23 protein-coding genes are annotated in these 23,059 nt (G+C 71.3%); 11 read left to right on the forward strand and 12 right to left on the reverse strand.

Annotated features, from left to right (window positions below; all coding sequences use genetic code 11):
• The first annotated feature begins 66 nt into the window (after window positions 1-66).
• The gene (guaB, locus tag MT346_RS15500) at window positions 67-1,569 is read left to right on the forward strand and encodes an IMP dehydrogenase (protein ID WP_243563995.1); all 1,503 of its coding nucleotides are present in this window, start codon (window positions 67-69) and stop codon (window positions 1,567-1,569) included.
• A gap of 242 nt (window positions 1,570-1,811) precedes the next feature.
• Complete coding sequence (locus tag MT346_RS15505) at window positions 1,812-3,140, forward strand: ABC transporter substrate-binding protein (protein ID WP_243563996.1); 1,329 nt, start codon at window positions 1,812-1,814, stop codon at window positions 3,138-3,140.
• Between the two features lie 210 nt (window positions 3,141-3,350).
• On the opposite strand, the gene rarD is transcribed toward MT346_RS15505, so the two are convergent.
• The gene (gene rarD, locus MT346_RS15510) at window positions 3,351-4,292 is read right to left on the reverse strand and encodes an EamA family transporter RarD (RefSeq protein ID WP_243563997.1); all 942 of its coding nucleotides are present in this window, start codon (window positions 4,290-4,292) and stop codon (window positions 3,351-3,353) included.
• A 141-nt stretch (window positions 4,293-4,433) separates the two neighbouring features.
• Window positions 4,434-4,730 carry a co-chaperone GroES gene (gene groES, locus MT346_RS15515; protein ID WP_056121496.1) on the reverse strand — a complete coding sequence of 99 codons (297 nt, stop codon included), beginning with the start codon at window positions 4,728-4,730 and terminating at the stop codon, window positions 4,434-4,436.
• Window positions 4,731-4,877: 147 nt separating this feature from the next.
• Between groES and MT346_RS15520 the strand changes: the two genes are divergently transcribed.
• Window positions 4,878-6,083, forward strand: a complete 1,206-nt coding sequence (locus MT346_RS15520; protein ID WP_243563998.1) for a class I SAM-dependent methyltransferase — start codon at window positions 4,878-4,880, stop codon at window positions 6,081-6,083.
• An 82-nt stretch (window positions 6,084-6,165) separates the two neighbouring features.
• Here MT346_RS15520 and MT346_RS18485 read toward each other — a convergent pair whose 3' ends face one another.
• The 4 genes from MT346_RS18485 to tsaB form a co-directional block, all read right to left on the reverse strand.
• A complete protein-coding gene (locus tag MT346_RS18485; protein WP_243563999.1) occupies window positions 6,166-6,936 on the reverse strand; it encodes a DUF4190 domain-containing protein in 771 nt (256 codons plus the stop codon).
• A gap of 67 nt (window positions 6,937-7,003) precedes the next feature.
• Window positions 7,004-8,053, reverse strand: a complete 1,050-nt coding sequence (tsaD, locus tag MT346_RS15530; RefSeq protein ID WP_243564000.1) for a tRNA (adenosine(37)-N6)-threonylcarbamoyltransferase complex transferase subunit TsaD — start codon at window positions 8,051-8,053, stop codon at window positions 7,004-7,006.
• On the reverse strand, window positions 8,046-8,570 hold the full coding sequence (rimI, locus tag MT346_RS15535; protein ID WP_243564001.1) for a ribosomal protein S18-alanine N-acetyltransferase: 525 nt from the start codon (window positions 8,568-8,570) through the stop codon (window positions 8,046-8,048). Before rimI ends, tsaD begins: the two co-directional genes overlap by 8 nt.
• The gene (tsaB, locus tag MT346_RS15540) at window positions 8,567-9,181 is read right to left on the reverse strand and encodes a tRNA (adenosine(37)-N6)-threonylcarbamoyltransferase complex dimerization subunit type 1 TsaB (RefSeq protein ID WP_243564002.1); all 615 of its coding nucleotides are present in this window, start codon (window positions 9,179-9,181) and stop codon (window positions 8,567-8,569) included. Before tsaB ends, rimI begins: the two co-directional genes overlap by 4 nt.
• 241 nt (window positions 9,182-9,422) lie before the next feature.
• Here tsaB and MT346_RS15545 point away from each other — a divergent pair, with 241 nt between their 5' ends.
• From MT346_RS15545 to MT346_RS15565, 5 genes are all read left to right on the forward strand, one after another.
• A complete protein-coding gene (locus MT346_RS15545) occupies window positions 9,423-10,178 on the forward strand; it encodes a glycoside hydrolase family 16 protein (RefSeq protein ID WP_243564003.1) in 756 nt (251 codons plus the stop codon).
• 53 nt (window positions 10,179-10,231) lie between these two features.
• Window positions 10,232-10,708 (forward strand): NAD(+)--rifampin ADP-ribosyltransferase, encoded by a 477-nt coding sequence (locus MT346_RS15550; RefSeq protein ID WP_243564004.1) that lies wholly within the window; start codon window positions 10,232-10,234, stop codon window positions 10,706-10,708.
• Between the two features lie 135 nt (window positions 10,709-10,843).
• Complete coding sequence (locus MT346_RS15555; RefSeq protein WP_243564005.1) at window positions 10,844-11,773, forward strand: CPBP family intramembrane glutamic endopeptidase; 930 nt, start codon at window positions 10,844-10,846, stop codon at window positions 11,771-11,773.
• The gene (locus MT346_RS15560; RefSeq protein ID WP_243564006.1) at window positions 11,760-13,031 is read left to right on the forward strand and encodes a sensor histidine kinase; all 1,272 of its coding nucleotides are present in this window, start codon (window positions 11,760-11,762) and stop codon (window positions 13,029-13,031) included. The genes MT346_RS15555 and MT346_RS15560 overlap by 14 nt, the downstream gene beginning before the upstream one ends.
• Window positions 13,028-13,696, forward strand: a complete 669-nt coding sequence (locus MT346_RS15565) for a response regulator transcription factor (protein ID WP_243564007.1) — start codon at window positions 13,028-13,030, stop codon at window positions 13,694-13,696. The genes MT346_RS15560 and MT346_RS15565 overlap by 4 nt, the downstream gene beginning before the upstream one ends.
• On the opposite strand, the gene tsaE is transcribed toward MT346_RS15565, so the two are convergent.
• The 5 genes from tsaE to glmS are packed head-to-tail and all read right to left on the reverse strand — an operon-like array spanning window position 13,693 to window position 18,685.
• Window positions 13,693-14,193, reverse strand: coding sequence for a tRNA (adenosine(37)-N6)-threonylcarbamoyltransferase complex ATPase subunit type 1 TsaE (tsaE, locus tag MT346_RS15570; RefSeq protein ID WP_308221911.1), 501 nt, complete (start codon window positions 14,191-14,193; stop codon window positions 13,693-13,695). The genes MT346_RS15565 and tsaE overlap by 4 nt on opposite strands.
• Complete coding sequence (alr, locus tag MT346_RS15575) at window positions 14,190-15,353, reverse strand: alanine racemase (RefSeq protein WP_243564008.1); 1,164 nt, start codon at window positions 15,351-15,353, stop codon at window positions 14,190-14,192. Before alr (MT346_RS15575) ends, tsaE begins: the two co-directional genes overlap by 4 nt.
• A complete protein-coding gene (alr, locus tag MT346_RS15580) occupies window positions 15,350-16,453 on the reverse strand; it encodes an alanine racemase (protein ID WP_243564009.1) in 1,104 nt (367 codons plus the stop codon). The genes alr (MT346_RS15575) and alr (MT346_RS15580) overlap by 4 nt, the downstream gene beginning before the upstream one ends.
• Entirely contained in the window at window positions 16,450-16,830 is a 381-nt protein-coding gene (locus tag MT346_RS15585; RefSeq protein ID WP_243564010.1) for a holo-ACP synthase, read from the reverse strand. Before MT346_RS15585 ends, alr (MT346_RS15580) begins: the two co-directional genes overlap by 4 nt.
• 7 nt (window positions 16,831-16,837) lie before the next feature.
• On the reverse strand, window positions 16,838-18,685 hold the full coding sequence (glmS, locus tag MT346_RS15590) for a glutamine--fructose-6-phosphate transaminase (isomerizing) (protein ID WP_243564011.1): 1,848 nt from the start codon (window positions 18,683-18,685) through the stop codon (window positions 16,838-16,840).
• A gap of 125 nt (window positions 18,686-18,810) precedes the next feature.
• Here glmS and MT346_RS15595 point away from each other — a divergent pair, with 125 nt between their 5' ends.
• From MT346_RS15595 to coaA, 3 genes are all read left to right on the forward strand, one after another.
• Window positions 18,811-19,998 carry an ATP-binding protein gene (locus MT346_RS15595; RefSeq protein WP_243564012.1) on the forward strand — a complete coding sequence of 396 codons (1,188 nt, stop codon included), beginning with the start codon at window positions 18,811-18,813 and terminating at the stop codon, window positions 19,996-19,998.
• Between the two features lie 10 nt (window positions 19,999-20,008).
• Window positions 20,009-20,494 (forward strand): glutathione peroxidase, encoded by a 486-nt coding sequence (locus MT346_RS15600; RefSeq protein ID WP_243564013.1) that lies wholly within the window; start codon window positions 20,009-20,011, stop codon window positions 20,492-20,494.
• Between the two features lie 112 nt (window positions 20,495-20,606).
• Window positions 20,607-21,551, forward strand: coding sequence for a type I pantothenate kinase (coaA, locus tag MT346_RS15605; protein WP_243564014.1), 945 nt, complete (start codon window positions 20,607-20,609; stop codon window positions 21,549-21,551).
• A 117-nt stretch (window positions 21,552-21,668) separates the two neighbouring features.
• On the opposite strand, the gene glmM is transcribed toward coaA, so the two are convergent.
• Complete coding sequence (gene glmM, locus MT346_RS15610) at window positions 21,669-23,042, reverse strand: phosphoglucosamine mutase (RefSeq protein WP_243564015.1); 1,374 nt, start codon at window positions 23,040-23,042, stop codon at window positions 21,669-21,671.
• Window positions 23,043-23,059 lie beyond the last annotated feature (17 nt).

Below are 23,059 nucleotides of genomic sequence, written 5' to 3' on the forward strand. Positions count from 1 at the left end.
TCCATCCGGAACCCGACGCTGCGTCCGGTGTTGCAGACCACTTCACCTCGCCCACGAAGGGGACCCATGGACCAGCCGGATCCGTTCGGATTCATCGGACTCACGTACGACGACGTCATGCTCCTGCCGGGGCACACCGACGTCATCCCGAGCGAGGCGTCCACCGCGTCCCGGCTCACCAAGCGGATCTCGGTCAACGTCCCGCTGCTCTCCGCAGCGATGGACACCGTCACCGAAGCGCGCATGGCCATCGCCATGGCACGACAGGGCGGCATCGGGATCCTGCACCGCAACCTGTCGATCGACGACCAGGCCGCCTACGTGGACAAGGTCAAGCGGTCCGAGTCGGGGATGATCACCAACCCCGTCACCACCACCCCGGACGCCACCGTGGCCGAGGTCGACGCCCTGTGCGGTCAGTTCCGCGTCTCGGGCCTGCCCGTCGTCGAGGACGACGGCACGCTGGTCGGCATCATCACCAACCGCGACATGCGCTTCGTGGCGACGTTCGAGCAGCAGACCACCCTGGTGCGGGACGTCATGACGAAGGCGCCGCTGATCACCGCGAACGAGGGCATCGACCCCGAAGAAGCGGTGGCGATCTTCGCCCAGCACAAGATCGAGAAGCTGCCGCTGGTCGACGCCGCCGGCAAGCTCCGCGGGCTCATCACGGTCAAGGACTTCGACAAGAGCGAGCAGTACCCGGACGCCACCAAGGACGACGAGGGCCGCCTGCGTGTCGGCGCCGCCATCGGCTTCTTCGGTGACGCCTGGCAGCGCGCGTGCGCCCTGCGTGACGCCGGTGTCGACGTGCTCGTCGTCGACACCGCCAACGGCGAGAGCGAGGGTGTGCTCGACATGGTCCGCCGGCTCAAGGCCGACCCGTCGTTCGCGGCGATCGACGTCATCGGCGGCAACGTCGCGACGCGTGCCGGCGCCCAGGCGCTCATCGACGCGGGCGTCGACGCCGTCAAGGTCGGCGTCGGTCCGGGCTCGATCTGCACCACCCGCGTCGTCGCCGGTGTCGGCGTGCCGCAGGTGACCGCGGTGTACGAAGCGTCGCTGGCCGCGCGTGAAGCCGGCGTGCCGATCATCGCCGACGGTGGCCTGCAGTACTCGGGCGACATCGCCAAGGCCCTGGTGGCCGGTGCCGACACCGTCATGCTCGGCTCACTGCTCGCGGGCACGGACGAGTCCCCCGGCGACCTGGTGTTCGTCAACGGCAAGCAGTTCAAGGCGTACCGCGGGATGGGCTCGCTCGGCGCGCTGCAGACTCGCGGCAAGAAGACCTCGTACTCCAAGGACCGGTACTTCCAGGCCGATGTCCCCTCGGACGACAAGCTCATCCCCGAGGGCATCGAGGGCCAGGTGCCCTACCGCGGGTCGGTCGGCAACGTCGTGTACCAGCTCACCGGTGGGCTGCGGCAGTCGATGTTCTACGTCGGCGGCCGCACCGTCGCCGAGCTCAAGGCGCGCGGCAAGTTCGTCCGCATCACCGCGGCCGGGCTCAAGGAGTCGCACCCGCACGACGTGCAGATGGTGGTCGAGGCGCCGAACTACACCCGGTAGCGCGCACCCGGCACGAACGAGCGCGGCGGTCCTCGACGAGGGCCGCCGCTGTCGTGTCCCCGGGGTCGGATCGTTCCGGAGCGCTTGCACAGCTTCGTCACGGCTCGGTAACGAAACGTCCAGGTTCGGATTTCGTCACACGGGCGAAACACAATCGCCCTACTTTTGCTCGCATCCACACGGAGGCGTCGCACTCGACCCGATGCGACACACGGCCTCCGTGCCGAGAAAGGGTTCCACGGATGATCAGAACCACCCGCGTCACCACGGCGCTGGCACTGGCGGGAGCAGCCGCAGTGCTGCTCGCGGCATGCTCCACCGCAGGCAGCTCCAGCCCGTCCTCGTCGGCCTCGTCGGCCAAGAAGGACCCGGCGTCCAGCTGCAAGGCCCCCTCATCCCCGAGCACCGACGCGCTGAAGATCGGCACGATCCTGCCGCTCACGGGTTCACTCGCGTACCTGAACCCGCCGGCCGAGTCCGGCGTGGGTCTCGCCGTCGACGACATCAACGCAGCGGGCGGTGTGCTGGACAAGGACGTCTCGATCGACCCGCAGACCGACTCGGGTGACAGCACGGACATGACCGTCTCGAGTTCGGCAGCGACCAAGCTCGTCAACGCGAAGGTTCCCGTGGCGATCGGCGCCGAGTCGTCCTCGGTCACGCTGAACGTGATCGACCAGCTCACCAGCAGCTGCATCGTGGAGATCTCCCCCGCCAACACCGCGACCGACCTGTCCGGCTACTCGTCGTACTACTACCGGACCGCTCCGCCGGACTCGGTGCAGGGTTCCGCGCTCGGGCAGCTCATCACGGGTGACGGCAACGCCAAGGTGGCGTTCATCGTCTTCAACGACACGTACGGCACGGGCCTGCGCAACTCGGTGCAGGAAGCGATCGAGTCGTCCGGCGGCCAGGTCGTCTACGGCGGCAAGGGCAAGGGCCAGGAGTTCCCGCCCGGACAGACCACGTTCTCGTCCGAGGTGACCGCGGCACTGGCCGCCAAGCCGGACGCGATCGTCGTGCTGGCGTTCGACGAGACGAAGTCGATCGTCCCCGAGCTCGTCTCGCAGGGCTGGGACATGTCGAAGACCTACATGTCGGACGGCAACACCGCCGACTACGCCAAGGACTTCGACCCGGGCACGCTGAACGGTGCACAGGGCACGATCCCCGGCGCCTCGCCCAAGGACGACCTGAAGCAGCGTCTGGTCGCGTACTACAAGAAGTCGTCCGGCAAGGACCTCGCTGACTTCTCGTACGCCGCCGAGTCCTACGACGCCACCACCCTGGCCGCGCTGGCCGCGGTGAAGGGCAAGGGCACCGACGCCGGCACCATCCAGGCCAACATGGACAAGGTGTCCGGGGCCGACGGCGGCACCGAGTGCTCGACGTTCGCCGACTGCAAGAAGCTGCTCGACGGCGGCAAGGACATCCACTACACGGGCCCGTCGGGCATCGGTCCGTTCGACGCGAACAACGACCCGTCCAGCGCCTACATCGGCATCTACAAGTTCGACGGGGACAACAAGCCCGTCTACCAGAGCGCCATCCAGGGCTCGGTCAAGAAGTAACACGCGTCACCAGGACGGCCCCGGCAGCACTGCTGTCGGGGCCGTTCCGCGTCCGGCGGCGGCGGGCTCTGCCGTCGCCGAGTCTCGGGCCCGTGGACAGATTGCGGCGTCCGGACGCCGCAATCTGTCCGCCATGCCGAGACTCGGCGCACGGGCCGGACGGTGAACGGCGGCGGGCAGCAGGCGGACGGGAGGCCCGGGCCGGCTCCGTCAGGCGGCTGCCGCGGGCAGCGGGGCGCGCCGGGCGCGCCGGTTCGCCACGAACGAGTCGGTGGTCAGGATCAGCAGCGCGAGCCACACGATCGCGAAGCCGGTCCACCGCGACGGGCTCATCGCCTCGTGCTGGACGGCCACGCCCACGACGAGCTGCATCACCGGGGTCAGGTACTGCGTCAGCCCGAGCGTCGACAGCGACAGCCGGCGGGCCGAGGACGCGAACAGCAGCAGCGGCACCGCGGTCGCCGGGCCCGCGGCGACCATGATCAGCGCGTGCACCCAGCCGGCGCTGCCGAAGGTGATCCCGCCGCCCAGCCCCGTCAGTCCCATCACCACGAGGGCGACGACCGCGACGGGGGTGAGCCACATCGTCTCCATCGTCAGCCCGCTCAGCGCGTCGACCGTGCCACCGACGCGCTTCTTCACCAGGCCGTACAGCCCGAACGAGAACGCCAGCACGATCGAGATCCACGGCATCTGCCCGTACCCGACGGCGATCACCACGACGGCCACGATGCTGATGCCGACCGCCACCCACTGCGCCGGCCGCAGGCGCTCGCGCAGCAGCACGACGCCCAGCGCGATCGTGACGAGCGGGTTGATGAAGTACCCGAGCGCGGCCTCGACCGTGTGGCCGGTCGTCGTCGCGAGGACGTACACGGTCCAGTTCACGACGATGAGCACCGCGGCGACCGCCATGACGCCCATCACCCGGCGTTGCGCGACCAGCGAGCGGGTCCGGCGCCACGAGCGGGTGACGGCGATGCCGACGGCGCAGAACCCCAGCCCGAAGACGATCCGCCAGGCGACGATCTCGAACGCGCCGGCGGGAGCCATCGCGGTGAACAGCAGCGGCATGAGCCCCCAGAGCCCGTAGGCCACGACGGCCTGCAGGACCCCGACGGATGCTTCGCTCCTGGCCACGCGCTCACTCACCCGGCAATGCTACGGACGTGCGCCGACAGGACGACGCAGGCCGGGCCTCCAGGACGGCCACCGCGCCCCGCGACCGGAACGGCGAACGCCCCGCCGGTCCGGGGACCGACGGGGCGTTCGACGAGGAGCTGAGCCTCGGGCTCAGTGCTCGATGACGGCGAGGACGTCGCGAGCGGACAGGACCAGCAGGTCCTCGCCCGAGTACTTGACCTCGGTGCCGCCGTACTTCGAGTAGATGACCTTGTCGCCGACGGCGACGTCGAGCGGGACGCGGTTGCCGTTGTCGTCGATGCGACCCGGACCCACGGCCACGACCTCGCCCTCCTGCGGCTTCTCCTTCGCGGTGTCCGGGATGACGAGACCGGACGCAGTGGTCTGCTCCGCCTCGACCTGACGGATGACGATGCGATCTTCGAGCGGCTTGATGGTGACGGCCACGGTGACCTCTTCTTTCTCGGTACTGACTCGGTAGAGATGAAAACCGGTTGGCACTAGACACACGAGAGTGCCAGGTCCAACTGTAGGGGGCCGCTGGCACTCGGTCAATCCGAGTGCCAGGACTCCCGTCGATGGGAGGATCGTCTCATGGACGCCACCGAACTCGCACAGCTGCTGACGCCGGACGGCATGGCGCTGCTCGACCGGACCCCCGCGGTCTCCGACGGCGGTGAGATCGTCCGGGTGGTCGCACGGCTCCGCAGCGAGGGGCACGACCCGGCGCTCGTCTCCGCGGTCCTGACCCAGGCGAAACTGCGGCAGAAGGCCCGCGGCAAGTTCGGCGACTTCGCCAGCCGGATGCTGTTCACCGAGGCCGGCCTCGAGCAGGCGACACGGCTGTCGGTCGCCGCGCAGCACGCCGGGCGCTTCGCCGCTGCCGGGCTGCGCCGGGTGGCGGACCTGGGCTGCGGCATCGGCGGGGACGCGATGGCGATGGCCGCGCTCGACCTCGACGTCACCGCCGTCGACCGCGACGAGGTCACGGCGGCCGTCGCGACCCACAACCTGGCGCTGTGGGACGACGCCCGCGTCGAGCTCGGCGACGCGGGCACGTTCGACCTGTCCCGCGTGGACGGCGTCTGGATGGACCCGGCCCGACGCACGAGCGGCCACACGAACACCCGCCGACTGGCCGACCCCGACGACTGGTCCCCGTCGCTCGACACGGTGTTCGCCGCCGCCACCACGACCCCGACCGGCGTGAAGCTCGGCCCCGGCATCGACCGCGACCTGATCCCCGACGCGGCCGAGGCGCAGTGGACGTCCGTCGACCGCGAGGTCGTCGAGCTCGCCCTGTGGTTCGGGCCCCTCGCCCGCCCGGGCATCCGACGCGCAGCGACCGTGATCGGCGCCCACGGCATCGCCGAGCTCACGGGCGACGCCGACGCCCCGGACGTCGGGGTCGGCCCGATCGGCGCGTACCTCTACGAACCCGACGGTGCCGTCATCCGGGCCCGGCTGATCGGTGACCTGGCACGGTCGATCGAGGGGAACATGCTGTCGGACGGGATCGCGTACGTGACGAGCGACCAGGCCGTGACGACGCCGTTCGCGCAGGGGTTCCGGGTGCTCGACACCCTGCCGCTCGACGTCAAGCAGCTCAGCGCTCGGCTGGCGGCCGACGGCGTGGGCACCGTGGAGATCAAGAAGCGCGGGGTCGACGTCGACCCCGCGCAGTTCCGGAAGCGCCTGCGGCTGCGCGGCGGCACCCGGCAGGTGACGCTGGTGCTGACCCGCCTGGAGGGCCGCCACACCGCGGTGCTGTGCGAACGGCTCCCACAGGCGGCCAGCTGATCGGACAGCGAGCCGAGGACCGCGGGCCGTTGGCCGCGGTCGACGGTGCCGCGTCGGCCTCGCCGGCCCGTCGGCCGGTCCGTCAGAGGACGAAGGCGCCCGAGTTCGAACCGGAGTCGTAGTCGGAGTAGTTGGCGGACTGCCCGATCGCGAAGACGACCACGGCGATCCACAGGATCCACAGGCCGAGCATGACCCAGCCGGCGATGATGCCGGTGAGCGCCAGACCGCGGCCCCGTTCGCCGCTCTGCTTGATCTTGCCGAGAGCGACGTGGCCGAGGATCGCCCCGGCCGGACCGAGCAGGACCGCGATGAAGAACAGCGGGATCGCGCCGAGGCCGAACACGATCGACAGGATCGCCAGCAGGTTCGTCTTGGGCTGCTGGGCGTAGGGCTGGTACGCCGAGGCGGCGTAGGGGTTCTGCTGCCCCTGCTGCGCGTACGGGTTGTACTGCTGCTGCCCGGGCTGCTGGGCGTACTGGCCGGGCTGGGCGTACTGGCCGGGCTGACCGTTCTGGCCCTGCTGGCCGTACTGACCCGACTGGCCGTACTGGCCCGACTGGTCGTACTGACCGGGCTGGCCGTACTGACCCGGCTGGCTGTACTGGCCAGGCTGCGGCGCCGAGGGGTTCTGCGGGGCCCCGTACTGCGGCTGGGCCGGCTGCTGCGGCTGCTGCCCGTACTGCGGCTGGGCCGGCTGCTGCGGCTGCTGCTGTCCGTACGGCTGCTGCTGGGTGTTCTGGCCGTACCCGTTCGGCTCGGCGGCGGATCCGGGGGCGGGAGTCGACGCATCCGGGCGCTGCCCGTCCGGCTGCTGCTCGCCCGGCTTCGGCCACTGGTTCTGATCGGACACGTTGCACCCCTCCCGACGACCCGTGCGGCCGTCGACAGGAATCCTCCCACAGCCGGCAGCCGCCGGTTCAGACCTGGACGGTCGTCACCGGCAGCGTGGAGTCCGCTGCCAGGCCGAGGTCGCTCGGCGGATGCCCCTCGGCGACCAGCCGGGCACCGACCGCGGCGATCATCGCACCGTTGTCCGTGCACAGGTCGAGCGGCGGGATCCGCAGCTCGACCCCGGCGGCCGCGCAGCGCTCGGTCGCCACGGCACGCAGGCGGGCGTTCGCCACGACACCACCGCCGAGCAGCAGCCGGGGCACGCCGGTGTCACGACAGGCGTTCAGTGCCTTGGTCAGCAGGACGTCGACCACGGCCTCGCGGAAGGACGCGGCGACGTCGGCGACGGGCACCTCGGTCCCCTCGTCGCGGCAGCGTTCGACCCACCGGGCGACCGAGGTCTTCAGGCCCGAGAACGAGAAGTCGTACCGGTGCGCCGCCAGGTCCTTCGGCAGCGTCAGGCCCCGGGGGAACCGGATCGCCGTGGGGTCCCCGTCCGCGGCGGCGCGATCGATCTGCGGCCCGCCCGGGTAGGGCAGGCCGAGCAGCCGGGCGACCTTGTCGAAGGCCTCGCCCGCGGCGTCGTCGATGGTCTCACCGAGCAGCTCGACGTCACCCACCAGGTCGCGGACGAGCAGCAGCGACGTGTGCCCGCCGGACACCAGCAGCGCCACGGTCGGCAGCTCGAGGGCGCTGCCGTCGGCACGCAGCACGTCGGCACCGACGTGGCCGACCAGGTGGTTCACGCCGTACAGCGGCTTGCCGGTGGCCACGGCGAGCGCCTTCGCGGCGCCGACCCCGACCATCAGGGCGCCGGCGAGCCCCGGGCCGGCGGTCACCGCAACGGCGTCGAGCTCGTCGAGGGTCACGCCGGCCTGCGCCAGCGCCTGGGCCAGGGTGGGCGTCATCGCTTCGAGGTGGGCACGGGCCGCGACCTCGGGCACGACCCCGCCGTAGCGCGCGTGCTCCTCCATGCTCGAGGCGATGACGTTGGCCAGCAGGGTCGTGCCGCGGACGATCCCGATGCCGGTCTCGTCGCACGAGGTCTCGATGCCGAGCACCAGCGGTTCAGCCATCCACGGCCTCCTGTCCGATCGGTCCGGGTCGGGTGGCCGCGCTCGGCAGTGCCAGCCGCATCACCCGGGCGTCGACGCCGTCGGGTTGGTAGTAGCGCGGCCGGGTGGCGATGTGCTCGAACCCGAACGCGGTGTACATCGCCTGGGCGACGGGGTTGTCGGCGCGGACCTCGAGGAAGACCTCGTGCACGCCACGACGACGGGCCTCGTCCAGCAGCTCGGTGAACAGGGCCCGGCCGATGCCCGACCCGCGGTGCTCGGCGGCGACGGCGATGGTCTGCACGTCGGCGACGGGGTTGCCGGCCAGCGAGGACAGTCCCGCGTACCCGACGACCGTGGGTGCTGGCCCGTCGGTGGTCTCCACGACGACGTAGTGGCCGTGCGGCGACCACAGCTCGGCCGACATCTGCGACGACGACCAGGCATCGGTCGGGAACGAGGCGTGCTCGAGCCACATCACGTCGTCCAGGTCCTGCGGGTGCGCGCGCCGCAGGCGCAGCCCGTCGGGCAGGGTCACCGGGCCACCCGCTTCGGGGCTCCGGGCATGGTGACGTCGGGGTCGCGGAGGTAGAGGGGCGCGTCGTCGGCGAAGGGCGCACCCACGGCGAGCCGGTCTGCAGCGAGCACCCCGAGCCTCCCGGCCGGGATGGTGACGGCGGTGACCCGCCGGAACCCACTGGAGGCCCCCAGCACGTCGTCCAGGTCGGCGGGCCTGGCGAGACCCGGACCCGCGGTGCGTGCGCCGGTCTGGTCGTGGACGCTCCAGTGGACCTCGCGGCGACGGGCGTCGGTGAGGACGACGAACGGCTCGCCGTCGGCCGCTGCCGCCGCGACCGCGTCGTGGCTGACGACGGGATGGACGGGGACGCCGCGCGCCGCGGCGAACGTGCGGGCGGCGGCGATGCCGACGCGCAGACCCGTGAAGGGGCCGGGTCCCATGCCGGCGACGACGCCCGTGACGTCGGCGGCGGTGATGCCGGCGTCGGACAGGACGTCCTGCAGGAACGGGCCGATCACCTCGGCGTGGCGGCGGGTGTCCTCGGTGGACCGTTCGGCCAGGACCTGGCGGGTGGCGGGGTCGACCACGGCGACGGAGGTCCCGGCGGAGGTGTCGATCGCGAGCAGCACCCGTCCATCGTAGGCGCGCGCTCGGGCCGCATCACCCCCGGTGGCCTGTCCCCCGTTCGCTGGGAATGTGCCGTCAGCCTGGGAAGACACCCGGCGTGGTACATGGACAGGTCGATCGCGGACAGACGGTCTGGTTCGCCCTCCCACTGGGGACACCCCGGCACTTCCGCACTCGGAGAGGTGACCGACAGGCTCTTGTACGAGCCCGTCGGGAGGGCTCCATCCCAAGGAGTGTCCGCTCATGCACAAGCGCTTCACCAGGACGGCGTTGGTCGCCCTCGTCGTCACCTCGGCTCTGATCGCCGCGCCGCTGGCGGACGGCAGCGCCGCGCAGGCCGCCGGGGTGCCGGTCGGCAACATCGGCAAGTTCAAGCAGAACTACCTCGAGTCCTTCAGCACCGCCGCCGCGGCGAACGGTCCGTTCGCGAAGACCTACGCCAACTCGTGGCAGCCCTACCCGGACGGGATGGGCAACGGCCAGTACTGGTCCGGGTCCCAGATCAGCGCCACGGGCGGGATGATGGACATCGCACTCAGCGGCACGCGTGGCGCGGCCGGGACCTTCGGCACGAAGAACGGCGCGTGGTCGTTCGTCGGCGGGAAGTTCACCGTCCGGGCCCGGGCCGTGGGCGGCGACACGAACGGTGCGGCGTTCATCCTCTGGCCGACCTCGAACAACTGGACCGAGGGCGAGATCGACTACCCGGAGGCGAACTACGAGACGTCCCCGATGCTGCACCAGCACTCGATGATCGCCGGCAAGGAGGACACCGCGACGAGCGTCTCCACCCGGGTCTCCTGGCGCGACTGGCACACCTACTCGGTCGAGTGGATCCCGGGGAAGTCCGTGCGCTACCTGCTGGACGACCGGGTCATCGCCACCGTGACGAAGGACGTCCCGAAGACCCCGCACCGCTACATGTTCCAGACCGGCAACTGGGGCAAGGCGGGACACCTGTACATCGACTGGATCACCACGTACACGTACCAGCCCTGACCCGTGGCCCGGACCGTTCCGGATCAGGGCGGTCCGGTCGTAGGTTGGGGCCCATGGGCGACGTACAGGACGACGGGCCGTTCTTCCACGGCACCACCGCGGTGCTGCAGGCGGGTGATCTGCTGACCGCGGGGTTCCGGTCGAACTACCGGCCCGAGGTGGTGATGCGCCACGTGTACTTCACGGCGCTGCCGGACGGGGCAGGCATGGCGGCGGAACTCGCCGTCGAGCTGCGCGCCCGTGCGAGCGCGGAGTCCGAGGCGGTCGCGCCGCACGACCCCGCCGAGCCGGTCGCGGGGGTCGCGCCGCACGTGTACCGCGTCGAGCCGACCGGCCCGTTCGAGGACGACCCGAACGTCACGGACAAGAAGTTCCCCGGCAACCCCACGCGCTCGTACCGCAGTACCGAGCCGGTCCGGGTGGTGGCCGAGGTCACCGACTGGACCCGGCTGACACCCGAGGCCCTGCAGTGGTGGCGGGAGCGGATCGTCGACCGGCCCGCTGACGAGCGCGGGGAGATCCTGAACTGATCCCGCGGTCCGCGCGCGCTCTCATCCGAAGGGATGGTGTGCGGGACCTCGTCCCGATGCCGGTCGTCCGGGTGAACGCTGGTTCCTAGCGTCGATGTGTGGCCGAACGTCGGCCGCACCCCGACGGAGGACATCATGACCACCATCGACCACCCGCGGACGACGGCCCCGCGCCCGAGCGCCCCGAACGTCGTCCAGCGGCACCCGCTCGTCGCGTTCGCCGTGCTGGCGTGCGGCCTCAGCTGGCTCGCCTGGATCCCCTACGTGCTGTCCCCGCACGGCCTGGGCGTGTGGGACCTGCACATCCCGGAACTGCTCGGCTCCGGCCAGCTCGCCGGGGTCCTGCCCGGGGCGCTCCTCGGGCCGCTCGGTGCCGCGTTCGTCGTGACGGCGGCCACCGACGGCCGTGCCGGTCTCCGCACCTGGGTCGGGCGGCTCTGGCGCTGGCGCGTCTCGTGGCGCTGGTACGTGCTCGCCCTGGTCGCGGTGCCGCTCGTCGTCGTGGCCGCCGGCGCAGTCGCATCCGGTGGTGTGATGCGTGCACCGTCGCTGCTGGCGCTCGCCACGATCATCCCCGGGCTGGCCCTGCAGATGGTGACGACGGGCCTGTCCGAGGAGCCCGGGTGGCGCGACTTCGCGCTCCCCCGCCTGCAGCGCCGCTTCGGCCCGCTCGGTGCCGCCGCCGTGCTCGGTCCGCTCTGGGCCCTCTGGCACATGCCCCTGTTCCTCAGCGACTGGGGCGGCTGGCCGGACGCGCACTGGACGGCCCCGGTCCTCTTCGCCGGCTTCACGATCACCTTCAACGTCGTCATGGCGTGGGTGTTCAACCGCACCGGCGAGAGCCTGCCGCTGTCGATGCTGCTGCACGTGGGCGTGAACAACACCGTCTCGGTGCTGTGGACCGACATGTTCCCGGGCATCGACGGCGATCGCGGCGTGCTCGTCCTGTTCGTCGGCGCGACGGTGGCAGCGACGGCGATCGTGATCGGCACGCGCGGCCGGCTCGGGTACACCGGCGACCGCGACGTACGCACCTCCCTAGACTCGGCTCATGGCCAGCGCTGACGCCCGCACGGACACGGCCGTCCGTCGCCGGGACGTCGTCGTCGCGACCCTCACCGCGATCGTCGGCGTCGGGCTGCTGCTGTCCCTCCCCGCGATCGACGCCGCCGACCCGGACGGTGCCTCGCTGGGCGTCCCCGCCCTCGGGCGGGACCAGGGCACCGGTGGGTGGTGGCTGCTGCTGGTCGTGCTGCTCGCGCAGTCCGCGGCGCTGGTGCCGGTCCGCCGGATGCCGGGATCCGTGCTCGTGGCCACCGCGGTGCTCGCGCTCCTGCCGGCGGCGGTGAGCGGTCCGCTGTACGGCCTGTCGGCGCTGCCGGTGGGGGTCGCGGTCGTCCTGCTCGTGCTCACCGTGCCGCCGCTCAGCCGATGGGCAGCCCTCGGTGGTGCGGCGGTCCTGGTGGCCGCCGGTGTCACGGTGAACTCGTCCACGGCGTACGGCGCACCCGTCGTCGCCGGAGTCGGCCAGGGCCTCCTGCAGGCGGTGGGCGTCATCGCGCTGCCGCTGCTCGCGACCCTGGTGGTGCGGTCCCGCCGCGAGGTCACCACCGCCCGTCGGGACGAACAGCGCGCGCTGGTGGCCGAACACCAGGCGATGGTCGACGCCACCCTGTCCCGTGAACGGGCGGCGATGGCCCGCGAACTCCACGACATCGCCGCGCACCACCTGTCCGGCATCGCGCTGATGGCCGGAGTGGTCGACCGACAGATCGACACCGAACCGGACAAGGCGCACGCGGGCGTCCGGCAGGTCCGTGCACAGAGCACGGCCGTCCTCGACGACCTGCGCCGCCTGGTCGGGCTGCTCCGTGACGACACGACTGCCGAGCGGTCGGTCGAGACCTTCGCGACGATCCCCGCGCTGGTCGACCGGGCACCCGTCGAGGCCGCGTACTCCGTCCTGACGGACCACCCCGAGGCTCCGGTGGGTGCCGGCGTCGGTCCGCTCGCACAGCTCGCCGCGTACCGCACCGTCCAGGAGGCCCTGACCAACGCCGCCACGCACGCCACGGGTGCCCTGTGCACCGTCCAGGTCGACGACCGGTCCCCGGACCGCGTCACGATCGTGGTCCACAACGACGCACCGACACGCGCGTCCACCGGTCACCCGGCCGTGCCGCCGACCTCCTCGGGCGGGTTCGGGCTGGTCGGCATGCGGGAGCGCGCGGACCTGGTCGGGGCGGACCTGTCGTACGGCCCCGCGTCGGACGGCGGTTGGGACGTGCGACTCGTCCTGCCCCGGGACGGGTCGACACCGTGATCCGCGTGCTCGTCGCCGACGACCAGGCACTCGTGCGGGCCGGCGTCGTCGCACTGCTGGACGGGGAGCCGGACATCCAGGTGGTCGGCGTCGCGAGCGACGGCGCCGAGGCCCTGGCGCTCGCCCGGAGCACCCGTCCGGACGTGGCCTGCCTGGACATCCGGATGCCGGTGGTCGACGGCATCGAGGTCGCCCGGCAGCTCTGCGCTCCCGACGCCGACCCTGCCGTGTCCGTGCTCATGCTGACGACGTTCGACCTGGACGACCTGGTGTTCGGCGCGCTCGAGGCCGGGGCGTCCGGCTTCCTGCTCAAGGACGCCGACCCGGACACGATCATCGACGCCGTGCGGCAGGTCGCTGCGGGCAACGGCACGATCGACCACCAGCTCACGCGACGGGTCCTGCGGGAGTTCGTCGAGCGCCGGCAGCTGCAGCCGGTGACGGGGGACCGCGCGGACGGCCTGCTCACCGCCCGTGAACGCGACGTGCTGCTGTTGCTGGCGCAGGGCATGTCGAACGAGGAGATCGCCGGGGCGCTCGTCGTCGAGCTGTCGACGGTGAAGTCGCACGTCGCCCGGATCCTGCCGAAGCTCGGCGTCCGGTCACGGCTGCAAGCCGTGGTGTGGGCCTACCAGAACCGCATCGTCCGCCCCGCCGACGACTAGAGCGAGACGCGGTCCCAGCGCGGGCCCGAACCCGTGACGACGACGCGGCGCGGTTCGTCGGGCACGTCGTCGGGGTCGAGGTCCTGGTCGGCACCGGCCGCGTCGGCACCGGTCGAGCGGCTGATCTCGACGTCGAGCACGCTGTCGCTGATGCCGTCGACCATGCCGCGGCCCCACTCGACGACGACGATCGCGCCGTCCCAGTCGAGGTCGAGGTCGTCGAGCTCGACGGGGTCGCTCAAGCGGTAGGCATCGACGTGCACCAGGTCGGGTCCGGCCGTCGTGGGATGGGTCCGTGCGAGCACGAACGTCGGGCTCGACACCTGACCACGGGCACCCAGAGCAGCCCCGAGTCCGCGGGTCATCGTCGTCTTGCCGGCCCCGAGCGGCCCCGTCAGCACGACGAGGTCACCGGCACGCAGCACCTGGGCGAGCCGGGCACCGAGCTCCCCCATCGCCGCAGTCGTCGCGACGGAGGTGTCGAGCAGGACGGTCACGGGTGCTCCCCGCGCAGGTGATCGCCGACGCGGCCCTCGACGGAGTGCCCCTCGTAGACCCGCGGGACCCGCTGCCCGATCCGGCAGACGATCTCCTCGCCGATCGTGTCGAGCGCCTGACCCCACTCGAGGACGGTCATCTCGTCGTGCTCACCCGTGCCGAACAGCACGACGGTGTCGCCCACGCGCACGTCGTCGTCCCCGACGTCCACCAGGAACTGGTCCATCGCCACCCGGCCGGCGATCGGGTAGCGCGTGCCGCCGATCGCGACCTCGACCCGACCCTGCGCCAGCCGCGGGACACCGTCCGCGTACCCGACGGGCACCAGCGCGAGCGTCGTCTCGGTCGCGGTGCGGTACGTGTAGTCGTACGACACTCCGGTGCCCACCGGCACCCGCTTGGTCTTCGCCACCGAAGCCGTCAGCGTCATCACGGGTTCCAGCCCCAGATCGGCTGCCGACACACCGTCGGCGCCCGGGATGCCGAACAGGTTGGCACCCATCCGGACCATGTCCTTGCGGTACTCCTTGCGCTCCAGTCCCGCCAGCGACGCCGCGACGTGCTCGACCGGCACGTCGAGCCCCAGGTCCTCGGCCTGCTCCACTGCCTGGTCGAACAGCGACACCGCGCTGGCGTCGTCCTGGTCCGACGACTCGGCCAGGTGCGTGTACGCCGCCACGACCTCGATCCGCCCCGCACGCTGAGCATCCCGAGCGAGCGCGACGAGCCCGGGCCAGTCGGCCGCCGAGGCGCCGTCGCGGTGCAGCCCCGTGTCGACGCCGAGGTGCACGCGCGCCGGTCGGTGGTCGACGGCGTCGATGACGCGCTGCAACTCGGCGACGTTCGACACACCCAGGTCGACCGCGGAGTCGATCGCGTCGCGGAAGTCCAGCGCAGGGTCGTGCTGCCACGTGAACAGGTGGACGTCCTCGCCCACACCGATCGACCGGAGCCGCAGCGCCGCAGGCACCGTCAGCACGCCGATCCACCGGACGCCGGCATCGACGGCGGCGAGCGCGATGGGCTCGAGGCCGTGCCCGTAGGCGTCGGCCTTCATGATCGCCATCAGCTCGACCGGGTCCATCCACTCGCGGACCAGGTCGAGGTTGGCGCGGTAGGCATCCAGGTCGATCACGGCCTGGCGCAGGCGCGCACTCACGTCGTCCTCCGTTCGATGCTCCGCCCGAGCCGGGCGACGACCTCGTAGTTGATGGTGCCGACGGCCGCTGCCCAGTCCTCGACCGCGGGGTCGCCGTTCGCAGGGTCGCCCCACAGCACGACCTCGTCGCCGACGGACACGTCCGCGTCCCCGATGTCGACGTGCATGGCGTTCATCGCGACCCGGCCGACGACCGCGAAGCGTGCGTTCCCGATGCGGACCGACACGTGGTTGCCGAACGCCCGGTCGAGGCCGTCGGCGTACCCGAGCCCGATGACCGCCAGCCGCGTGTTGGTCTGGGCACGCCAGGTGTAGCCGTAGCTGACGCCGTCGCCGGCCGGGACGTCGACGGTGCGCAGGACCGATGCCGTCAGGCGCATCGCCGGGCGCAGGCCGAGGTCGGCCGACGAGCGGTCGGCGAACGGACTGAGACCGTACAGCGCGATCCCGACCCGGGCCAGGTCGCGACGGGTCTCGGGGAGCGCCATGCTCGCCGCACTGGCAGCGAGGTGCACGACGTCCGGACGGATGCCACGCGCCGCCAGGCCGTCCAGCGCTCGCTGCAGCCCGGCGTCCTGGTCGAGGTCGTCGGTGCGCGAGGCGTTCGACAGGTGCGACATGAGCCCCTCGACGCGGGTCCGGGCTCCGCTGCGTGCCAGGGCACCGGCCCGGTCGAACAGCTCGGGCCACTCGGACTCCACCGCGCCGTTCCGGCTGAGACCCGTGTCGACGCAGACGTGCACGGCCGGGACCTCGGCGTCCGCGGCGCTCGAGAGCTGCTCGACGCTCGACACCGCCGGGGTGATGCCGAACTGGGCCGCGCGGCGGAAGTCCTCGTCGGGCGCGTGCAGCCACGCCAGGATCCGGACGTCCTCGTCGATGCCCGCCTGGCGGAGCGCGATCCCCTCGTCGATGTCGGCGACGCCGAGCCAGTCGGCGCCGGCGTCGACGAACGCCCGGGCGGCGTCAGCCGCACCGTGTCCGTACCCGTTCGCCTTGACGACCGCCATGACGCCGGACGGAGCCACCTGTTCGGCGAGCGTCGCGTAGTTGGCGATCAGAGCCTCCCGGTCGAGGGTGATGCCCGTGAACGCACTCAAGCCGTGTCCCCTGCTCCTTCGATGACGACGAATGCCGTCGCGATCCCACCATCATGCGAGAGCGACAGGTGCACGGACATGACGCCACGCGCGCCCGCCACCTGCTGCGCCTGCCCGCGGAGCGTCAGCGACGGGTTCCGCTGGTCGTCGGACACGACCTCGAGGTCCTGCCAGCTCAACCCCGCACTCGACCCGAACGCCTTGATCAGTGCCTCTTTCGCCGCGAAGCGCGCGGCGAGCGACGCCACCGGACGGGGCTCCCCGTCGCGCACCTGCTCCGCCGGGGTGAACAGGCGCGTCCGCATGGCGGGTGTGCGGGTCAGCACCCGCTCGAAGCGTTGCAGGTCGACCACGTCGACACCGATGCCGATGATCACGGTCCGACTACTCGACGGTGACCGACTTCGCCAGGTTGCGTGGCTGGTCGACGTCGAGTCCCTTGGCGGCGGCGAGCTCCATGCCGAACATGTGCAGCGGCGCGACGGCCAGCAGCGGCTCGAAGAGCGGCGTGGCGAGCGGGATGCGCAGCACCTCGTCGGCGAAGGGCAGCACGGCGGCGTCCCCTTCTTCTGCGATCGCGATGACCCGGGCACCGCGCGCGCGGATCTCCTGGATGTTCGACACGACCTTCGGGTGCAGCGAGCGGGCGTCACGCGGCGACGGCACGATGACGAAGACGATCTGGCCCGGCTCGATGAGTGCGATCGGACCGTGCTTGAGCTCGCCGGCGGCGAAGCCCTCGGCGTGGATGTAGGCGAGCTCCTTGAGCTTCAACGCACCTTCGAGGGCGATCGGGTACCCGACGTGGCGGCCGAGGAACAGCACGCTGCGGGTGTCCGCCATCCACTTCGCCAGCTCGGCGACCCCGGAGGCGTCCTCGATGGTCTGCTGCAGCTTGGCCGGCAGCCCCTCGAGCTCGGCGACCTGCTCGGCGATCTGCTCGGGCGTCATCGTGCCGCGGATGGTGGCCAGGTGCAGCCCCAGCAGGTACAGCGCGACGCCCTGCGCCAGGAACGCCTTGGTCGATGCGACGGCGACCTCGGGGCCGGCGTGCGTGTAGATCACCGCATCGGACTCACGCGGGATCGTCGCACCCTGGGTGTTGCAGATCGAGAGCACCTGGGCACCCTGCTCACGCGCGTACTTGACGGCCATGAGCGTGTCCATCGTCTCGCCGGACTGGCTGATCGACACGACCAGGGTGTTCTCGTTCAGCACGGGGTCGCGGTACCGGAACTCGTGCGCGAGCTCGACCTCGACCGGCACGCGGGCCCACTGCTCGATGGCGTACTTGCCGAGCATGCCAGCGTACGCCGCGGTGCCGCAGGCGATCACGATCACGCGGTCGACGTGCTGCAGACGCTCGGCGATCGGCGCGAGGTCGGTCAGCGTGACCGCACCGTCGTGCACGCGGCCGAGGACCGTCTTGGCGACGGCCTCGGGCTCTTCCGAGATCTCCTTCGCCATGAACGAGGACCAGCCGCCCTTGTCCGCGGCCGAGGCGTCCCAGTTCACCTCGAACTCGTCCGGGTCGGCGCGCGTGCCGTCGAAGTGGATGACGTCGACGCCGTCGGGACGGATCGTCGCGATCTCGTCCTGCCCGATCGACAGCGCCCGCTGCGTGTAGGCCACGAACGCGGCGACGTCGGAGCCCATGAAGTTCTCGCCGTCGCCAAGCCCCACCACCAGCGGCGAGTTGCGACGGGCGCCGACCACGACACCGGGCTGGTCGGCGTGCACGACCAGCAGCGTGAAGGCGCCGTCGAGTCGCTGCACGGCCTGCTGCATCGCCGTGGTCAGGTCGCCCGTGGCGCGGAAGGCACGGGCGACCAGGTGCGCGGCGACCTCGGAGTCGGTCTCGCTGAGGAACTCGACGCCCTCGGCGACCAGTTCCTCGCGCAGCGCCGAGAAGTTCTCGATGATGCCGTTGTGGATGAGCGCGAGCTTGCCGCCGTCGGCCAGGTGCGGGTGCGCGTTCTCGTCCGTCGGTCCGCCGTGTGTGGCCCAGCGCGTGTGACCGATGCCGGTGCCACCGTCGTGGATCGGGTGCGCCTCGAGCTCGTCCACGAGGGCCTGCAGCTTGCCGGCCTTCTTCGCCGAGGTCATGTCGCCCGACGGGTCGATCACCGCGATGCCGGCCGAGTCGTACCCGCGGTACTCCAGCCGACGCAGGCCCCCCAGGAGCACGTCCGTGCTGCTGTTGCTGCCGACGTAACCCACGATTCCACACATGGCGTCGATCTTATGGTCTCCTCCGACCACCACCTTGTGAGGAGACCAGATCGAGACCGGTCGTGCGGTCTCGTGCTTTCTCGACAACTCTGTCGCGAAAGACAGAATCACGTAGAATCAGACAGATGCACGCCCAGTTGAACCCGTACGCCCCCGGCGCCGGCCTCCGTCCACCCGAGCTCGTCGGCCGGCAGCTCGAAGTGGACGCGTTCGATCTGCTGGTTGCTCGGTCGCGTCGTGGGCAGACCGGACGGAGCCTGGTGCTCCATGGCCTCCGAGGAGTCGGCAAGACGGTGCTGCTCAACCAGTTCCGGATCCAGGCGGACGGCGCCGGCTGGCTCGTCGTCGACGTCGAAGGGCAGACCTCGGACTCCGGACGACAGACGACTCGGCGGCGCCTGGCCCGCGAGATCGCGCTCGCTGCCCGGCGACTGCATCGCGGACGCGCGATGTCCGCCGCGGTGCGGGACGCGCTCGCCACCGTCAAGTCCTTCGGTGTGCAGTTCGGCGGGCTCGGGTTCTCGATCGACATCGACGCAGCATCGGGACGAGCCGACACGGGCGTGATCGAGATCGACCTCGAGGAACTCATCGAGGACCTCGCGCCGGCCCTCCGCGAGCAACAGCGGGTGATCGCCCTGTTCATCGACGAACTCCAGGACCTCGAACCCGAGCTCCTGGGGGCGTTGCTCACGGTCCAGCACCGCGCCGGGCAACGGGGGTGGCCGTTCGTCGTGGTCGGAGCCGGGCTCCCGAGCGTTCCGGGCGCACTCACGTCCGCGAAGTCCTCCGCCGAGCGCCTGTTCGACTACCGCGAGATCGGCTCGTTGCCGTCAGGCGCCGCGGCAGACGCGCTCGTGCTCCCGGCGCGACGTGCTGGCGTGACCTTCGACGCGAGTGCCCTCGACGTCCTGCTCGACGCGGCCGGCGGGTACCCCTACTTCCTGCAGACCTACGGGGCAGCGGCGTGGGATCTCGCCGAGGACAAGCGCATCACCGAGGCAGACGCTGTGGGCGCGATCGATCGTGGCAACGCAGAACTCGACAGCGGGTTCTTCCCCGGCCGTTGGGCGAGTGCGACGCCCTCCGAACGGCAGTACCTCGTCGCCATGGCCGATGACGAGGACGGCGAGTCCTCGACCGGAGCGGTGGCCTCGCGGCTCGGCGTTGCGGCGAACGCAACGAGTCAGGCCCGGCACGGCCTGATCAGCAAGGGAATCGTGTTCGCACCGCAGCGCGGCAGGATCGCCTTCACCGTGCCGCACATGCGCGCGTTCGTCCGTCGTCAGGCCGATCTCGACATGGTCGACTAGGTTCCGGTCCATGGGACGTTTCGACGAGATCGCCATCACCACGCTGCACGGCGAGCAGACCACCTTCGGCGAGTACGGCGACAAGGCGGTGCTCGTGGTGAACGTCGCGTCGCGCTGCGGACTCGCACCGCAGTACGAGCAGCTCGAGGAGCTCCAGAAGACCTACGGCCCGCGCGGCTTCACGGTGCTGGGCTTCCCGAGCAACCAGTTCCTGCAGGAGCTCGGCTCGTCCGAGGCCATCGACGAGTACTGCTCCACCACCTGGGGTGTGACCTTCCCGATGTCCGAGAAGGTCAAGGTCAACGGCGGCGGCGCACACCCGCTGTACAAGGAGCTCAAGCAGACGCCAGACGCCGCGGGCAAGGCCGGCCGCGTGATCTGGAACTTCGAGAAGTTCCTCGTCGCCCCGGACGGCACCGTCACCCGCTTCCGTCCGACCACCAAGCCCGACGCCCCCGAGGTCATCGCCGCCATCGAGGCAGCGCTCCCCGCCTGATCCGTCGCCCTCGGTCGCGCCCGGCGCGACCCGCGGTTCCGGACGGGAGGCCCGGATCGCGTGCGCCGATCGGCGCACGTGATCCGGGCCTCCCGTCTGTACGCTCGATCCCATGCCGATCCCGGAGACCACCGTCGCGCACCCCACCCCCTTCGTGGAGATCCCGCGCGCGGAGTGGTCCCAGCTCGCGCCGAAGGAGCACCTGTCCCTGACGGAGCGCGAGATCGTCCAGCTGCGCGGGCTGGGTGACCGGCTCGACATCCACGAGGTGCAGGAGGTCTACCTCCCACTGTCGCGGCTGCTCACGCTCTACGCCGCCGGCGCGCGGAACCTGCACGCCGAGACCAGCCGGTTCCTGGGCGAGCGGGCCGGACGCACCCCGTTCGTGATCGGCGTCGCCGGGTCCGTCGCCGTCGGCAAGTCCACCGTCGCCCGACTGCTGCGCGAGCTGACGAAGCGCTGGCCGGACACCCCGCGGGTGGAACTCGTGACGACCGACGGGTTCCTGTACCCGAACGCCGAGCTCGAACGCCGCGGGATCATGGACCGCAAGGGCTTCCCCGAGTCCTACGACCGACGCTCCCTGCTGCGCTTCGTCAGCCAGGTGAAGAGCGGCGCGACCGAGGTCCGGGCGCCGTACTACTCGCACCTGGTCTACGACATCGTGCCCGACGCCGAGATCGTCGTGCGGCAGCCGGACATCCTCATCGTCGAGGGTCTCAACGTGCTCGCACCGCCGTTGCACGGGCGTCTGGCGCTGTCGGACCTGTTCGACTTCACGATCTACGTCGACGCGAAGACCAAGGACATCGAGTCCTGGTACGTCGACCGGTTCCTGGCGCTGCAGGAAGCGGCCTTCGCCAGCCCGGACTCGTTCTTCCACCGGTTCGCGTCACTGTCGCGCGAGGACGCCGTCGAGACGGCGACCCAGGTGTGGCGGGCGATCAACGAGCCCAACCTGCTCGAGAACGTGCTGCCCACGCGCTCGCGGGCGACGCTCGTGCTGAAGAAGGGCGCGAACCACACGGTCAACTCGGTCCTGCTCCGCAAGATCTAGCGCGGCGGGGCCCGGGCGCGGGCCCGGCGCCGGGCTCGCGGTTCGCACCCCCGCAACGACATCGCGCCCCGTCTGCACGGGGCGCGATGTTCGTCAGCGGGCGCGAAGCGGACCGAGCTACGCGGCGTCGAGCGCCAGACGGTCCTCGACGACCGCGGCGAGTTCCTCGGCGATGCGCTGGGCGTCCTCCTGCGAGGCGGCCTCGACCATCACGCGCACGACGGGCTCGGTTCCCGACGGACGCAGCAGCACACGGCCGGTGTCCCCGAGCGCGGCCGAGGCGGCAGCCACGGCGTCCTGCACACCCTGGTCGGCGAGCCCGTGGCGGTCGACACCCTTGACGTTGAGCAGCACCTGCGGGAAGACCGTCATGCACGCGGCGAGCTCGTGCAGCGTCTTGCCGGTGCGGGCCATCTCGGCGACCAGGTGCAGCCCGGTCAGGATGCCGTCGCCCGTGGTGGCGTACTCCTGGAAGATGATGTGCCCGGACTGCTCCCCGCCGAGCGAGTAGCCGCCCTCGTTCATCTTCTCGAGCACGTAGCGGTCACCGACGCCGGCCTCGATCACGGTGATGCCCGCGTCGGACATCGCGCGCTTGAGACCCAGGTTCGACATGACCGTCGCCACCAGGGTGTCGGCCACCAGGTGCCCGCGCTCCTGCAGCGACAGGGCCAGGATCGCCATGATCTGGTCGCCGTCGATGGCGTTGCCCAGCGCGTCGACCGCCAGGCACCGGTCGGCGTCACCGTCGTGCGCGATCCCGATGTCGGCACCGGCTTCGAGCACGGCACGCGACAGGTTGTCGATGTGGGTCGAGCCGACCCCGTCGTTGATGTTCCAGCCGTCCGGGTCCGCGCCGATGAGCGTCACGCGGGCTCCGGCGTTGACGAAGACCTCGGGCGAGACCCCGGCAGCGGCACCGTTCGCGCAGTCGAGCACCACGTGGATGCCGTCCAGCCGGTGCGGCAGCGTGCCGAGCAGGTGCACGACGTAGCGGTCCTCGGCATCAGCGAACCGGGTGATGCGGCCGACACCGATGCCCGTCGGCGTGGGGGCCGAGTGGTCGTGCATGGCGGCCTCGATGCGGTCCTCGACCTCGTCGGGGAGCTTCTTGCCGCCCGTGGCGAAGAACTTGATCCCGTTGTCGGGCGCCGGGTTGTGCGAAGCGGAGATCATCACACCGAAGTCGGCGTCGACGTCCGCCACCAGGAACGCGGCGGCGGGCGTGGGGATGACCCCGGCGTCGAGCACGTCGACGCCGGCGGAGGCGAGCCCGGCCGCCACAGCGGCACCCAGGAACTCACCGGAGACGCGCGGGTCGCGCGCCAGGACCGCGCGGGGGCGCGGTCGGCCGGACGCCCGACGGGCGTCCGCATGGTGTCCGTGCGTGAGCACGGCCGCGCTCGCCTGGGCAAGACCCAGTGCGAGCGCGGCCGTCAACTCGCCGTTGGCGAGGCCACGAACGCCGTCGGTACCGAACAGACGCGGCATTGCATCCTCCGCCGTCG

This window comes from Curtobacterium sp. VKM Ac-2922, from assembly GCF_022815645.1.
GTDB lineage: Bacteria > Actinomycetota > Actinomycetes > Actinomycetales > Microbacteriaceae > Curtobacterium.

Excerpts from the sequence above, each read along its gene's own strand:
- guaB (WP_243563995.1), top strand. The coding sequence starts at position 67 with ATGGACCAGCCGGATCCGTTCGGATTCATCGGACTCACGTACGACGAC.
- MT346_RS15505 (WP_243563996.1), top strand. The coding sequence starts at position 1,812 with ATGATCAGAACCACCCGCGTCACCACGGCGCTGGCACTGGCGGGAGCA.
- MT346_RS15520 (WP_243563998.1), top strand. The coding sequence starts at position 4,878 with ATGGACGCCACCGAACTCGCACAGCTGCTGACGCCGGACGGCATGGCG.
- tsaD (WP_243564000.1), bottom strand. The coding sequence starts at position 8,053 with ATGGCTGAACCGCTGGTGCTCGGCATCGAGACCTCGTGCGACGAGACC.
- MT346_RS15545 (WP_243564003.1), top strand. The coding sequence starts at position 9,423 with ATGCACAAGCGCTTCACCAGGACGGCGTTGGTCGCCCTCGTCGTCACC.
- MT346_RS15550 (WP_243564004.1), top strand. The coding sequence starts at position 10,232 with ATGGGCGACGTACAGGACGACGGGCCGTTCTTCCACGGCACCACCGCG.
- MT346_RS15555 (WP_243564005.1), top strand. The coding sequence starts at position 10,844 with ATGACCACCATCGACCACCCGCGGACGACGGCCCCGCGCCCGAGCGCC.
- MT346_RS15560 (WP_243564006.1), top strand. The coding sequence starts at position 11,760 with ATGGCCAGCGCTGACGCCCGCACGGACACGGCCGTCCGTCGCCGGGAC.
- glmS (WP_243564011.1), bottom strand. The coding sequence starts at position 18,685 with ATGTGTGGAATCGTGGGTTACGTCGGCAGCAACAGCAGCACGGACGTG.
- MT346_RS15595 (WP_243564012.1), top strand. The coding sequence starts at position 18,811 with ATGCACGCCCAGTTGAACCCGTACGCCCCCGGCGCCGGCCTCCGTCCA.
- MT346_RS15600 (WP_243564013.1), top strand. The coding sequence starts at position 20,009 with ATGGGACGTTTCGACGAGATCGCCATCACCACGCTGCACGGCGAGCAG.
- coaA (WP_243564014.1), top strand. The coding sequence starts at position 20,607 with ATGCCGATCCCGGAGACCACCGTCGCGCACCCCACCCCCTTCGTGGAG.
- glmM (WP_243564015.1), bottom strand. The coding sequence starts at position 23,042 with ATGCCGCGTCTGTTCGGTACCGACGGCGTTCGTGGCCTCGCCAACGGC.